Source organism: Leifsonia sp. TF02-11 (assembly GCF_017565305.1).
Lineage (GTDB): Bacteria > Actinomycetota > Actinomycetes > Actinomycetales > Microbacteriaceae > Leifsonia.
In genome coordinates, this window is the sequence record NZ_JAGEKP010000004.1 from 33,922 (window position 1) to 46,997 (window position 13,076).

General features: G+C 70.0%; 13 protein-coding genes and 1 tRNA gene. 1 reads left to right on the forward strand and 13 read right to left on the reverse strand.

Going from position 1 to position 13,076, the window contains the following annotated elements:
- Positions 1 to 2: 2 nt before the first annotated feature.
- Together JNB50_RS06045 and JNB50_RS06050 are read right to left on the reverse strand one after the other, a co-directional pair.
- Positions 3 to 1,256, reverse strand: a complete 1,254-nt coding sequence (locus JNB50_RS06045) for a glycosyltransferase (RefSeq protein ID WP_208039234.1) — start codon at positions 1,254 to 1,256, stop codon at positions 3 to 5.
- An 89-nt stretch (positions 1,257 to 1,345) separates the two neighbouring features.
- Complete coding sequence (locus JNB50_RS06050) at positions 1,346 to 2,311, reverse strand: DMT family transporter (RefSeq protein ID WP_307794616.1); 966 nt, start codon at positions 2,309 to 2,311, stop codon at positions 1,346 to 1,348.
- A 40-nt stretch (positions 2,312 to 2,351) separates the two neighbouring features.
- Between JNB50_RS06050 and def the strand changes: the two genes are divergently transcribed.
- Positions 2,352 to 2,918, forward strand: coding sequence for a peptide deformylase (gene def, locus JNB50_RS06055; RefSeq protein ID WP_208039235.1), 567 nt, complete (start codon positions 2,352 to 2,354; stop codon positions 2,916 to 2,918).
- Positions 2,919 to 2,934: 16 nt separating this feature from the next.
- Here def and JNB50_RS06060 read toward each other — a convergent pair whose 3' ends face one another.
- The 11 genes from JNB50_RS06060 to JNB50_RS06110 form a co-directional block, all read right to left on the reverse strand.
- A complete protein-coding gene (locus tag JNB50_RS06060; protein ID WP_208039236.1) occupies positions 2,935 to 3,810 on the reverse strand; it encodes a sensor histidine kinase in 876 nt (291 codons plus the stop codon).
- Positions 3,811 to 3,894: 84 nt separating this feature from the next.
- Positions 3,895 to 4,206 carry an SHOCT domain-containing protein gene (locus tag JNB50_RS06065; RefSeq protein ID WP_208039237.1) on the reverse strand — a complete coding sequence of 104 codons (312 nt, stop codon included), beginning with the start codon at positions 4,204 to 4,206 and terminating at the stop codon, positions 3,895 to 3,897.
- A gap of 128 nt (positions 4,207 to 4,334) precedes the next feature.
- Complete coding sequence (locus JNB50_RS06070) at positions 4,335 to 4,997, reverse strand: response regulator transcription factor (protein ID WP_208039238.1); 663 nt, start codon at positions 4,995 to 4,997, stop codon at positions 4,335 to 4,337.
- The gene (locus JNB50_RS06075; RefSeq protein ID WP_208039239.1) at positions 4,994 to 6,217 is read right to left on the reverse strand and encodes a sensor histidine kinase; all 1,224 of its coding nucleotides are present in this window, start codon (positions 6,215 to 6,217) and stop codon (positions 4,994 to 4,996) included. The genes JNB50_RS06070 and JNB50_RS06075 overlap by 4 nt, the downstream gene beginning before the upstream one ends.
- 233 nt (positions 6,218 to 6,450) lie before the next feature.
- Positions 6,451 to 6,654 carry a hypothetical protein gene (locus tag JNB50_RS06080; protein WP_208039240.1) on the reverse strand — a complete coding sequence of 68 codons (204 nt, stop codon included), beginning with the start codon at positions 6,652 to 6,654 and terminating at the stop codon, positions 6,451 to 6,453.
- Positions 6,655 to 7,085: 431 nt separating this feature from the next.
- Positions 7,086 to 7,158 (reverse strand) — tRNA-Asn (locus JNB50_RS06085).
- Between the two features lie 78 nt (positions 7,159 to 7,236).
- Positions 7,237 to 8,238 carry a D-isomer specific 2-hydroxyacid dehydrogenase family protein gene (locus JNB50_RS06090; protein WP_307794617.1) on the reverse strand — a complete coding sequence of 334 codons (1,002 nt, stop codon included), beginning with the start codon at positions 8,236 to 8,238 and terminating at the stop codon, positions 7,237 to 7,239.
- A 65-nt stretch (positions 8,239 to 8,303) separates the two neighbouring features.
- Positions 8,304 to 9,149, reverse strand: a complete 846-nt coding sequence (locus JNB50_RS06095; protein WP_208039241.1) for an ATP-binding cassette domain-containing protein — start codon at positions 9,147 to 9,149, stop codon at positions 8,304 to 8,306.
- A 9-nt stretch (positions 9,150 to 9,158) separates the two neighbouring features.
- A complete protein-coding gene (locus JNB50_RS06100) occupies positions 9,159 to 10,847 on the reverse strand; it encodes an ABC transporter ATP-binding protein (protein ID WP_208039242.1) in 1,689 nt (562 codons plus the stop codon).
- A complete protein-coding gene (locus JNB50_RS06105; protein WP_208039243.1) occupies positions 10,844 to 11,917 on the reverse strand; it encodes an ABC transporter permease in 1,074 nt (357 codons plus the stop codon). The genes JNB50_RS06100 and JNB50_RS06105 overlap by 4 nt, the downstream gene beginning before the upstream one ends.
- A gap of 1 nt (position 11,918) precedes the next feature.
- Positions 11,919 to 13,016, reverse strand: a complete 1,098-nt coding sequence (locus tag JNB50_RS06110; protein ID WP_208039244.1) for an ABC transporter permease — start codon at positions 13,014 to 13,016, stop codon at positions 11,919 to 11,921.
- Positions 13,017 to 13,076: the final 60 nt, after the last annotated feature.

Below are 13,076 nucleotides of genomic sequence, written 5' to 3' on the forward strand. Positions count from 1 at the left end.
GGTCACTCCGGGGTGGGCACGCCGGGGGCCGTCGCCGTCTCCGGGTCGGCCACCGGCTCTCCACGATACAGGCTCTCGAAGGTGCTGATCGTGGTCTGGATGTCGTGCGTCGCGACGATCCGCAGCGACGCGTTCTTGAGGACGTCGAGCTCGTCCTGCGGGAGGGTGAGCACGCTCTCGAGCTTGTCGGCGAGGTCCTGGGCGTCCCCCGGCCGGAACAGGTGGCCGTTCTCGCCGTCGTGCACCAGGTGCGGAAGCGCCATGGCGTCGGCGGCCACCACGGGGAGAGCGGACGCCATGGCCTCCATGGTCGCGATCGACTGGAGCTCGGCGATCGACGGCATCGCGAACACGGCCGCCCGCGTGTACGCCTGGCGAAGCTCCTCGTCGGTCACGTAGCCGAGGAAGTTCACCCGGTCGGCGATGCCGAGGGTCTCGGCCAGGGTCTGGAGGTTCTTGAACTGGTCGCCGCCGCCCACGATGTCGAGCTTCGCGTCGAGCTCGGCCGGAAGCAGCTTGACCGCGTTGAGCAGCACGTCGATCTGCTTCTCGCCGGTGACCCGGCCGACGAACAGGATGCGGTTGTCGGTGCGCGGCGTGAAGTCGGGTGTGTAGTTGTGCGCGTCGATGCCGCACGAGATCGCGTGCACGTTGGTCAGGCCGGTGGCGGCTTCCAGGAACTCGGCGGCGCGGCGGGTCGGTGTCGTGATCGCCTCGGCGCGATCGAAGCTCTTGCGGGCGTCCCGCCACGCGATCGACACGAACGTGTGGTGGAGGAACTTCGGCAGGCGCGTGAACTCGATGATGTTCTCCGGCATCACGTGGTTCGTCGCGACGATGCGGATGCCGCGCTTCTGCGCTTCGTAGGCGAGACCGCGCCCGATCACGATGTGCGACTGGAAGTGCACGACATCGGGCTTGACCTCGTCGAGCACGCGACGCGCGTTCGCCTTGCTCATCCACGGGAGGGCGAAGCGCAGCCAGTCGTGCGGGTACCAGCGCCAGCTGCGGAGGCGGTGGGCCGTCATCTTCTGGCCCTCGTGCTCCTCGATCCAGGTGCCGTGGCGCCGGCTCGCGGCGGGGGCGACGATGTGCATGTCGTGGCCGCGCTCGACGAGGCCGGCGGCGAGCCGCTCGGCGAACCGGGCCGCGCCGTTCACGTCGGGCGGGAATGTGTCGCAGCCCATGAGGATGGTCATCGGCCTGTGTTCGGCCGGGGCGGGCGGGATGTTGTGCGTTCCGCTCGTATCAGGCACGTGGTGAGTCCCTCACGGTCGTTGGCCGGGATGATCGCCCCGGCGACGGTCTGAGTGCGCCGGACGGGTCGGACCGGCGATTCATCGGCCTAGTCTAGGCCGGATTCCCGGACGGAGTCCGCAAGCTGCCCGCTGAGCGGCGAGTCGACGTGCGACTGCGGATGGTGCTTGGCGAGCTGGAAGACGCCCAGGATGGCCACCGCGCCGGTCAGGGCGAAGCCCACCATCGCCCACCACGGAGCGCCTGCGGCCTCGTTCAGGACCACGATCCCGATGGTCACCGCGACCAACGGGTCGATGACCGTGAGACCGGCGATGACGAGGTCGGGCGGCCCCGACGAGTAGGCGTTCTGCACGAAGTAGGCGCCGAGCCCGGCTGCGGCGAGCAGTGCGACGATGCACAGCACGAGCAGCCAGTCCCACTCCTGGTTGGAGATGCGGTCGATGACGACCTTGGCGAGCGTCGCCACGAAACCGTACAGCACGCCGGCCCCGACGATGTAGATGATCGCCTTGAACCGGTGGCGGAGGAACCAGAACGCCAGTCCAAAGATGATGAGGACGACCGCCAGGATGATCAGGATGACGACGAGCGCCCGCGACGTCACCGGTTGATCGCGCGCGAAGATAGCGGCGATCACGACGAACGCTCCGACGCCTCCCACACACAGACACACCGCGATCACGGACTGCCTGTTGAGTTTCACGCCGCTGACCCGGGCGTTGAGCACGCTCGTGATCACGAGCCCGACCACGCCGAGCGGCTGCACCAGGATGATCGGCGACAGCTTGAGGCTGACGAGCTGGAACACGATCGCCAGCCCGAGCAGGAGCGTGCCGATCACCCAGGAGGGCCTGGCGAGCAGCAGGCCGAGCTGGCGGAGATTAAGGCCGCCCTTCGCGTCCTGCGTCTGCGCCTCGACTTTCGCGACGCCGTGGTGCTGCAGTTGCGCTCCGATGGAGAGGAACACGGCGCCAACGAGTGCGACCGGGATGCCCAGGAGCTGACTGGGCTGATAGGCCAGCTCGAGCGCATCCATCAGTTCCGTACCCACGCCACGACCCTACCGAACATGATCCCGATAGTCTTGCCGAATGGCCGTCCTTCCGATCCGGATCACCGGAGACCCCGTCCTGCACACGCGCGCCGCGGAGGTGACGGAGTTCGACGACGAGCTGCGAACGCTCGTCGACGACATGTTCGAGACGATGGACGAGGCGCCGGGAGTCGGGCTCGCCGGGCCACAGGTCGGTGTGCCACTGCGGCTGTTCGTCTACGGCTGGACCGACGACGACGACGTCGAGCACCGGGGCGTCGCGATCAACCCGGTGCTGTGGCTCAGCCCGCTGGAGGTCGGCGAGCCGGATGAGGACTCGGAGTCCGAGGGCTGCCTGTCGTTCCCGGGCGAGCGCTTCCCGCTCCGCCGTGCCGGACGGGTGATCCTCGAGGCGGTCGACCTGGAGGGCGAGCCGTACACCGTACGCGCCGACGGCTGGCTGGCCCGCATCTTCCAGCACGAGTACGACCACCTCGACGGCGTGCTGTACGTCGACCGGCTGGAGCACCCGTACGGCAAGCAGGCGCTCAAGGCGCAGCGCAAGAACTCTTGGGGCGTCCCCGGGCTCAGCTGGCTCCCCGGCCGCGACCACCTGGAGGACTGACCGGCGGCGGCCCGCTCTACCGCAGCGGCACGCCGTGAACGCCGTTGTGGTGGCGGAGGGCCGGGAACACCACGGAGAGCGAGAAGCCCACGCCCGGGACGCTCCGCGCGTCCAGGACGCCGCCGTACAACGCGACCCGGTCGCGCAGCTCGTTGAGGTCGGGGCCCTCGACGAACTCGGTAACGGCGCGCAGGTCGTCTTCCGCGCTGTAGGCCGTCGCCTTGTCCACTCCGTCGCGGTCGAGCCCCGCCCGACGGGCCGCTGCCCGGATGCCGTCGTCCTCGACCGTGACGTGGAGGCCGTCTGCGGTCCAGGCGAAGCCCACCGTCGCGCGTGTGCCGGGGCCGCCGTGGTCGAGGGCGTTGCCGAGGCTGGTCTGCAGAATACGGAAGACCACGAGCTCTGCGCCCTGCCGCAGCTCGTACCGCTCCCCCGTCTCCGTGGAGGTCACCTCCAGTCCCGCCTCCCGCATCACCCGGAACAGGTCGCCTGCGGAGTGGAGGCTGGGTGCCGGCGCGGAATCGCGCACACCCTCGGCCACGGCGTTCTGAAGCCTCCGCAAGTCGGCCAGAGCGTCCCGCGCCGACGTCTCGAGCGCCGCCGCCGAGCGGGTCGCCGCCTCCAGGTCGGTGCCCGCCGCGTAGCGCATCCCCTCGGCCTGGGACACCACACGGGACACGGACGCGACCGCCACATCGCCCAGCTCGCCGATGATGCGGAAGCGTCCGGCCTGCTCTGCGACCTCGAGCTCGCGGTCGATCCGGTCCCACTCGCGCTCCTCGCGCGCCTCTTCGGCGCGGCGCCGCCGCCTGCGCTCCACGAACCAGAGCGCCGCGAACACGACGGCCGCCGCGAGGAACACGGCGGCGAGGGGTATCGCGAACGGGGTCATGCTGGTCCTTCCAGGGCCGGCGGACGCGGCCCGGACGATCATATCCGGGCCGCGCTGCGCTGCGAGGTGCGATCTTCCCCGGCGTCAGGCGCTGTCCCCGCGGTTGGCGCGCAGCACCTCCAGCCGGGCGCGGTACTCCTTCTCGTCGATGTCGCCGTTGGCGTAGCGCTCCGCGAGCGTCTGCTCGGCGGCGCGCGTCCCGGAGTGCGGACCCCAGCCGTAACCGCCGCGTGCTGCTGCGGCGCGGCGCCAGCGACGGCCTGCGAGGCCGAAGATCAGGAAGAAGATCCCGATCCAGAACAGCGGGATCAGGAACCACCACCAGCCGAACCAGGGGCCGCCTCCCCAGGCGACGACGGCGCAGGGTGCGGCGGCGACGGCGAGCGTACTGAACATGGTGCATCCAATCGGTGAGCTGTCCGCGGCTTTCGCGGAACCACTCTCAGCCTCGCCGGAGCGGCCGTCGGGCGAATCCACCGGCGGGAGACACCTGCGCTACTCCCCCGGGAGCACTGGGCGGCCGGTCACTGCCGACCGGGCTGCACCAGCCCGGTCTCGTACGCCACAACGACCAGGTGCACCCGGTCGCGTGCCGCCAGCTTGGTCATGATCCGCGAGACGTGCGTCTTGGCGGTCAGGGGGCTGAGGAACAGCCGCTCGCCTATCTCGGCGTTGGTGAGGCCGTGACCGACCAGCGCAAGGACCTCGCGCTCCCGGTCGGTCAGCTCGCGCAACGCCTCAGGGTCGGGTGCCGGCCGGAGACCGCCCGCGACACGCTCGATGAGGCGGCGGGTGGCGCCGGGCGACAGCAGCGCGTCACCCGCCGCGACCACGCGGACGGCGCGGAGCAGCTCGACGGGCTCGGTGTCCTTCACCAAGAAGCCGCTCGCGCCCGAGACGATGGCCTGCGCGACGTACTCGTCCAGTTCGAAGGTCGTGACCATCACGATGCGCGTCCCCGCGAGCTCCGGGTCGGAGGCCAGCTCCCCCGTCGCCCATAGTCCGTCTCCGTCGGGCATCCGGATGTCCATGAGCACGACGTCGGGACGGCTGCGCCTGGCGAGTTCCACCGCCTCGCGGCCCGTCGCCGCCTCCCCGACGACCTCCAGGTCGTCCTCGGCCTCCAGCAGGGCGCGGAAACCCGCCCGCACCAGATGCTGGTCGTCGGCCAGCAGCACGCGGATCATTCGCGCTCCGTCCTGGGGCGCGGGATCCGCGCCTCGATGGTGAGCCCGCCGCCGGCAGTCTCACGGGTGTCGAACCGTCCGCCGAGCAGTTCGGCGCGCTCGCGCATTCCGACCATCCCCTTGCCGCCGTCCACCGGTGCACGCGCGCTGTCGGCGTCGGGCATCCCGCGGCCGTCGTCGGCGATCGTGAGCACGTAGTCGCCGCCGACCTCCTGCAGGGCGATCGACACCGTCGTGGCCTGTGCATGCCTGCCGATGTTGGTCAGCGACTCCTGCACGATCCGGTAGAGGGCGAGCTGGGTCGCGGCCGACGGAACCGAGGTCAGGCCGTCGTCATACTGGATGTCGAGTCCCGCACGGCGGTAGGTGTCGACCAGAACGGGTATGCGCGCGAGATCGGGCTCGGGGGCGCGCGCCGCCGGATAGCCCTCCGTGCGCAGGAAGCCCAGCACGCCGCGCACCTCTTCGAGGGCCTGGCTGCTCACCGACTTGATCGCCTCCAGGCTCTCCCTGGCCTTTTCCGGGCGACTGTCGAACAGGTGGAGGCCGACACCGGCCTGCACACTGATCTGCGACAGCGAGTGGGCGAGCACGTCGTGCAGTTCGCGGGCGATGCGGAGTCGCTCGGCCTCCGCTGCCGCCTCGCGTCGTGCTGCGACCTGACGCGACACTTCGCGGTAGCGCTCCCGACGGCCGCGGATGGCTTCGCCGACGCCGACCAGCAGCGTCAGCACGAGAGCGATGATGAGGGGACGGATGACCGCCTCCGGACGCCCGACGAGCAGGTAGGCGCCGAGCGGCCCCACGACGGCGATGCCCGCCACGGTCCACCAGGCCCAGACCCGTGCCGAGCGCACGACAGCACCGACCACCGCGAACGCGAGCGGAAGGGCCGCGAGCGGTGGGCCGACCGTCAGGGCGATTGCCGGAATGCAGAGCGCCGCAACGGCGACGACCACTGGTCCGGGGTGGGCGCGCCCGAGGAGCAGCAGGAACGAGGCCGCCAGCGCGACGAGGACCGCGACCAGCGTCCACGGGTCTTCCGCTGCGGAATGCGCGGCGATGAAGACGCCGGGAAGCTGCACGAGCACCGAGAGCACCACGGGGAACCAGATCGCCCCTGGCGGACGGCGGCGGCCCCCCCAGCCGGGAGTCCAACCCCCGCTCTGGCCGACGTCGTGCCCCGGCGGGCGGGAGTCGGCGGGCGGGTTCCAGGGCATTCCCTCATGCTAATGAGCGCACCGCGCCCGTGCAGTGCCCCCGCGGGAGTCTGTCGGCTACTCCCCCGGGAGTACGCAGCCCGCCCTCGGCTCGCTCACGGTCTATGGCGCCGTCCGCGCGCGGCAGAGCAGGCCGCGATCACCGCAGCACGGGCTGACGAGCAGGAACTCCGCCGGCGCGGTCGGGTCGAGGAACGAGATCCCCCGGGGACCGCCAACGCGTCGACTCCGACCTACGGATTGTGCTGGGCGTCGAAGATCTCGCCGTCGTCGCCGTCCGGCCGCCCGAACAGCGGTCCGAACGCCGGGCCGCCGAAGCTGGTCAGCCCCGCCTCGCGCTCCAGCGAGGCACGCAGTTCGTCGTCGTCGTTCTCGTACTCTTCGACCGGTTCGTCCGCTTCTTCGGGCTCTCGGTGCTCCGGCTCCCTGTCATCCATGGCCGAATGATACTCAGTTTCAGGTGAACGGGAGATGTATTCCGCGAACTGCATGCACAGGAAGCCGACGGGCTGCGAGGATCGTCGCCCTCGCCTTCGCGAGCCCCGCCCGCCGGCCCCTGGAGGCACGACCCGTGCAGTGGGTGGGCACGCGGTCCTTCAGCCTCTACCTCGTGCACGAGCCGATCCTCGTCGCCGCGGCTCTGCTGGTCGGCGTCTCCGGGTGGTGGCCGTGGGTCGCGATCGCCGTCGCGCTCGTACCCGCCATCCTGCTCTCGGCTGCGCTCTTCTACCGTGTGGTGGAGCACCCTTCGATCGGGTTGTCCCGACGCGTCGGCCGACTCATCGCCACTCCTCCGAGCGCACGCGCGAGCCGGACCGCGAAAGGGAAAGGGAAAGGCCCGGACGCTTTAGCGCCCGGGCCTCAGATGCTCCCCGACTTGGACTCGAACCAAGAACCTGCCGGTTAACAGCCGGCTGCTCTGCCAATTGAGCTATCGAGGAATGCTTGATCAGCGAAGCTACTCTAGCAAGACTTCGACCACCGAGAGAAATCGGCCGGGCATCCCGCGCGCGTCGCCGTCAGTAGCCCGCCGCGGGGTCCACCCGCCCCACGAAAGCGCCCGTCCCGAGGAACGCGCGCACGTTCGCGCCGATGCGCTCGGCGAGCAATGGCGCGACCATCTCGGAGGTGTCGGCCTGGTGCGGCGTGATCAGGCACGCCTCCTCGTCCCAGAGGGGGTGTCCGTCCGGCAGGGGCTCGGGATCCGTGACGTCGATGCCTGCTCCGGCGATCGCTCCCGTGCGGAGGGCGCGCAGCAGCGCGTCGGTGTCGACCAGTCCGCCGCGGGCGATGTTCACCAGGTAGGCGGTCGACTTCATCGCCGCGAACTCGGCGTCCGAGAACAGGTGACGCGTCCCTCCGGTCAAGGCGGCCGCGACGACGACGACGTCGGCATCGGGCAGCACGTCGAGGAGTCGGTCGGTCGGCACCGTGCGCTCCGCGCCCTCGACCGGGTCCGACGAGCGCCGCACGATCGTCACCCGCACGCCGAACGGCGCCAGCAGCACCATGAGCTCGAGGGCGATGCCTCCCGCTCCGACGATCACGACGTGGCGCCCGTAGAGCGACCGGCCCTCCTCGGCCGTCGCCCACGATTTCGCGCGCACGCGCTTCGGGATCACCCGCATCAGCGCGAGCGTCAGAACGAGGGCGTGCTCGGCGACCGGTTGGGCGTACGCGCCCTTCGCGCTCGTCCACACCAGGCCGCTGCGCTCCTCCGAGGCGATGATCCCGGAGAACGCGTCGACACCGGCGAACGGCAGTTGCACCCAGCCGATGCCGGGATGTGCTTCCAGGATCGGGGGGAAGGCCGCAGCGTCCTTGTTGGAGAGCCACACGACGCCGCGCGTGCGGTCGGAGAGCGGCTCGACCGTACCGCCCGCGGCCTCCACGGCCGCGACGAACGACGGCTCCGCTGTGGGCAGGACGGCGATCGGCCCGGGCTCCGGCCGGTCCTCCGGGGCGAGCGGTGCGCCCTCCGGCGCGAGTACGGCTCGATGCTGGGGCGGGCGGTCGGCCACGATGTCCTCCTGAAAGGTCGGCGGTGCGGAATCGGAACGTTCGGGTCTCAGTGCCTTCGGCGGCGTCAGTTCGCGCGCTGCGGACGGCGCTCGGTGCGACGCTGCGGTGGCTTCAGAGCCTCCGCCAGACCGCGCACGAACGGGTGCGACGGCTCGGCGAGCACCTCCTCGATCGGGCCGTAGCCGACGGGGCGTCCGCCCTGCAGGACGATCGACACGTCGGTCGCGCGACGCAGCACGGCCAGATCGTGACTGACGATCACGGCGGTGAACCCGGCGTGCTCGCGCAGCCGGGCCAGCAGGTCGATGACGGCGTCGCGCACCGTGGCGTCGATTCCCGCCGTGGGCTCGTCGACCACCAGCACCTGGGGGCCGAGGACGAGCGCCTTGGCCAGCGCGACGCGCTGCCGCTGTCCCGCGCTCAGCTCGTACGGATACTTGGCGAGAACGCTCAGCGGCAGATGCACCGTGTCGAGCATCAGGGCGGCCCGCTCCCCCGCGGCCCGGCGGTTGTAGTGGTGATCGCGCTCGAAGATCGGCAGCGAAACATTGTCCTGCACCGACAGCGTCGGCTCCAGCGTTGCGGCGCCCTCCTGCGGCAGATAGCCGACATGGAACGTCACCTCGGCCAGGTCGCGCTTGCGCGCGTGCCGCAGCGAGTGGCCGAGCACGGTGGCGTCCCCACCGCTGATCCGCGGTCCAGGCTCGCCGGAACGGAGGGGAAGCCCCCGCCCGGCGAGCACCGACGCCAGCGTGCTCTTGCCCGAACCTGTCTCGCCCAGCACCCCGATCGACTGCCCGGCCTCCAGGCGGAAGCTCACCCCGCGCAGGGCGACGCACGACGGGCTCGCCCCGCGCGCAGGATATTCGACGGACAGGTCGCTGACGAGGATGGCGGGATCGGGACTCACATCACGACACTATGCGCTCTGCTCCTGCAAGGCGTGCAGGGCTTCCCGCCGGTCGGCCTGTTGGACCGGATCCGGGACGGGGAGGGAGGCGAGCAGCCGCTGCGTGTACGCCTCCTTCGGGTTGCCGAGCACTTCCGCTCCCGTGCCTTCTTCGACGAGCCGCCCGCGGTGCAGCACCGCTATGCGGTCGGCGAGGAGGTCGACGACGGCGAGGTCGTGGCTGATGAACAGGGCGGCGAAGCCGAACTCGCGCTGCAGGTCGGAGAAGAGCTCGAGCACGCGTGCCTGCACCGACACGTCGAGCGCCGAGGTCGGCTCGTCGGCGATCAGCAGCGTCGGCTCGAGCGCGAGCGCCCGGGCGAGGCTCGCCCGCTGGCGCTGACCGCCCGACAGCTCGTGCGGGAATCGGTCGCCGTAGCTGCGCGGCAGCTGTACGGCCTCCAGCAGCTCGTCGACCCGGCCGCGTGCCGCGGTCGGCGACGACGCCTTGCCGTGCACGACGAGCGGTTCGGCCACGCAGTCTGCGATCGTCAGCAGCGGGTTGAAGCTCGACGCCGGATCCTGGAACACGAAGCCGATGTCGCTGCGCACCTTGCGGAACTGCCGCTCCCTGACGCCGTTCATCTCGATCCCGAGCACCTTCAGCGAGCCGTCGGTGACCTTGCCGAGGCCGGCGATGGCGCGACCGATGGTGGTCTTTCCCGAACCGGACTCACCGACCAGGCCGAGGACCTCGCCCGGCCGGATGTCGAAGCTCACGCCGTCCACGGCAACGAAGCCGGGCCGGCCGAGCCGACCGGGGTACTGGATGCGCAGGTCGCGTGCCGCGACCACCGGTGCCTCCTCCGGGCGCTCGGCGCGGGCGATCGCGCGATCCTGCGTCGCAACGGCGCCCTGCCCGATGCGCGGCACGGACGACAGGAGCTTGCGGGTGTACTCGGCCTTCGGCGCGGAGAACAGCGTCCGTGCATCGGCCTCCTCCACCACCTTGCCCTGGTACATCACCGCGACGCGGTCGGCGAGATCGGCGACCACGCCCATGTTGTGCGTGATCAGCACGATGGCCGCGCCGAACTCGTCACGGCACCGCCGCAGCAGATCGAGGATCTCGGCTTGGACCGTCACGTCGAGCGCGGTCGTCGGCTCGTCTGCGACGATCAGGCCGGGGTTGAGCACGAGCGCCATCGCGATCACGATGCGCTGCTTCTGACCTCCGGAGAACTGGTGCGGGTAGTACTTGACCCGCTTCTCCGGCTCGGGGATGCCCACCCGGCGCAGGATGTCGACCGCCTTCTCCTGCGCCTGCTTCTTCGAGAGCTTCTCGTGTGCGCGCAGGCCTTCGGCGATCTGCCAGCCGACCTGGTAGACGGGATTGAGCGCCGTGGACGGCTCTTGGAAGACCATGGCGACATCCGTGCCGCGGACCTCCCGCAGCTCGCGCTTGCTCAACGTCACGATGTCCGATTCCGTGCTGCCGTCCTTGCTGCGCAGCACGACGGCGCCGGACGCGGTCGCGGTCTCGGGGAGGAGCCCGAGGATCGTCTTCGCGGTGACCGTCTTGCCGGAGCCGGACTCGCCGACGATCGCGAGCACCTCGCCGGGCGAGACCCGCAGGCTCACATCGTCGACGGCCTTCACTGCGCCGGCGTCGGTGGCGAACGTCACGGACAGGTTGTCGATGGTGACGACGTCGCTCATGGCTTGACCTCGATTCCGTGTTCGTCGAACGACTCTCCGCCTTCGAGACCGTCGATGCCGCCGGGGCCTGCCTCGAGGGGGCCACCGGGCACGACAGAGGTCTCCGCGACCAGGCCGGAGGCCTCGGCCGCGCGGCGACGGCCACGCAGACGCGGGTCGGCCAGGTCGTTGAGGCTCTCGCCGACCAGGGTGATGCCGAGCACCACCAGCACGATCGCGAGGCCCGGATAGATGGACGTCCACCAGATGCCGCTGGTGACATCCGACAGCGCCTTGTTGAGGTCGTAGCCCCACTCGGCGGCGGCGGTCGGCTCGATGCCGAAGCCGAGGAAGCCCAGCGCGGCGAGCGTCAGGATGGCGTCCGAGGAGTTCAGCGTGAAGATCAGCGGCAAAGTGCGGGTCGAGTTGCGGAACACGTGACGGAACATGATCCGCCCATTGCTCGCACCGATGACCTTGGCCGACTCGACGTAGGCCTCCGCCTTGATCCGGACGACCTCCGAACGGATGACTCGGAAGTACTGCGGGATGTAGACGACGGTGATCGAGATCGCCGCCGCCAGGATGCCGCCCCAGAGGCTGGACTGACCGCCAGAGATCACGATCGCCATCACGATCGCCAGCAGCAGGGACGGGAACGCGTAGATCGCGTCGGCGATCACGACGAGCACCCGGTCGACCCAGCCGCCGAAGTAGCCGGAGACCAGGCCGAGCACGACGCCGGCGAAGATCGACAGGATCACGGCGACGACGATCACCAGGATCGCGGTCTGCGCTCCCCAGATCACGCGGGAGAAGACGTCGTAGCCGCCGACCGTCGTGCCCCAGATGTGTGCCGGACTCGGCGGCTGCTGGGAGCCGAACTGGCCGTTCGCGTCCTTCAGCTGCGCGAAGCCGTACGGGGCGATGAGCGGCGCGAAGACCGCGATCAGGATGAAGATGCCGGTGAGCACGAGTCCCACGATGAGCATCCCGCGCTGCAGTCCGACGGACTGCCGCAGCTGATGCACGACGGGGAGCCTGCTCCAGATGGAGCGCTTGGGGGCGGTGCTGGTCGTACCCGAGGCCATGTCAATACCTCACTCTCGGGTCGATGAGCGCCGCGATGATGTCGACGATGAAGTTCGTGATGGCGACGATGACGGCGAGCAAGACGACCATGCCCTGCACGGCGACGAAGTCGCGCGCCTGCAGGTAGTGCGACAGCTGGAACCCGAGACCCTTCCATTCGAAGGTCGTCTCGGTCAGGATCGCGCCACCGAGCAGGAGGGCGATCTGAAGCCCCATGACCGTGATGATCGGGATGAGCGCCGGGCGGTACGCGTGCTTGCGCACCAACCGGCTCTCGCTCACGCCGCGTGAGCGTGCCGCGTCGACGTAGTCGGTGGAGAGCGTGCCGATCACATTGGTGCGCACCAGCCGCAAGAAGATGCCGGCCGTGAGGAGCCCTAGAGTCACGGCGGGAAGGACGGCGTGCAGGAGGACGTCGCCGACGACGGCGGGATCGCCGGTCTGGAACGCGTCGATCAGGTAGATGCCCGTCTTGTTGGGCAGCGTCTGCATCTCGATCTCCGAGCTCGTGGACGCGCGGCCGGCGACGGGGAGCACGTTCAGCCAGATCGAGAAGACGAGCTTGAGCACCATGCCGACGAAGAACACCGGGGTGGCGTAGCAGAGGATCGCGAAGATGCGCAGCGACGCGTCGCCCCAGCGGTCGCGGAAGTACGCGGCGAGCAGACCGAGCGGGATGCCGACGATGAACGCGACGATGAGCGCGTAGAACGCCAGCTCGAGGGTCGCAGCGCCGTACGTGAGCAGCACCTGTGTCACCGGCTGGTGGTCGGTGAAGGTCGTACCGAAGTCGCCCCGGAGGATCTGACCGAGGTACTCGAAGTACTGCACGATCAGGGGCCGGTCGTACCCGGCCTCGTGGATGCGCTGGTGCAGCTGCGCGGGAGGCAGCTTACCGCCGAGCGCCGCCGTGATGGGGTCGCCGGTGGACCGCATCAGGAAGAAGACGACTGTGACGAGGATGAAGATCGTCGGGATGATGAGGAGGGCGCGGATGACGATGTAGCGGCCGAGGCCGCCTCCCGTTCGTCGACGCGCCGTGGTTCGTTCGGGGCCGGACGCTGTTGGCGCCGCCTGGCCGCTGACCGTCGCTGTCATGGAAGCCAATCGTGGGTGGTTCGTGAAGGGGGCGGCCCGCTGATGCGAGCCGCCCCCGTT

Excerpts from the sequence above, each read along its gene's own strand:
- JNB50_RS06070 (WP_208039238.1), bottom strand. The coding sequence starts at position 4,997 with ATGATCCGCGTGCTGCTGGCCGACGACCAGCATCTGGTGCGGGCGGGT.
- JNB50_RS06075 (WP_208039239.1), bottom strand. The coding sequence starts at position 6,217 with ATGCCCTGGAACCCGCCCGCCGACTCCCGCCCGCCGGGGCACGACGTC.
- JNB50_RS06065 (WP_208039237.1), bottom strand. The coding sequence starts at position 4,206 with ATGTTCAGTACGCTCGCCGTCGCCGCCGCACCCTGCGCCGTCGTCGCC.
- def (WP_208039235.1), top strand. The coding sequence starts at position 2,352 with ATGGCCGTCCTTCCGATCCGGATCACCGGAGACCCCGTCCTGCACACG.
- JNB50_RS06105 (WP_208039243.1), bottom strand. The coding sequence starts at position 11,917 with ATGGCCTCGGGTACGACCAGCACCGCCCCCAAGCGCTCCATCTGGAGC.
- JNB50_RS06100 (WP_208039242.1), bottom strand. The coding sequence starts at position 10,847 with ATGAGCGACGTCGTCACCATCGACAACCTGTCCGTGACGTTCGCCACC.
- JNB50_RS06110 (WP_208039244.1), bottom strand. The coding sequence starts at position 13,016 with ATGACAGCGACGGTCAGCGGCCAGGCGGCGCCAACAGCGTCCGGCCCC.
- JNB50_RS06080 (WP_208039240.1), bottom strand. The coding sequence starts at position 6,654 with ATGGATGACAGGGAGCCGGAGCACCGAGAGCCCGAAGAAGCGGACGAA.
- JNB50_RS06060 (WP_208039236.1), bottom strand. The coding sequence starts at position 3,810 with ATGACCCCGTTCGCGATACCCCTCGCCGCCGTGTTCCTCGCGGCGGCC.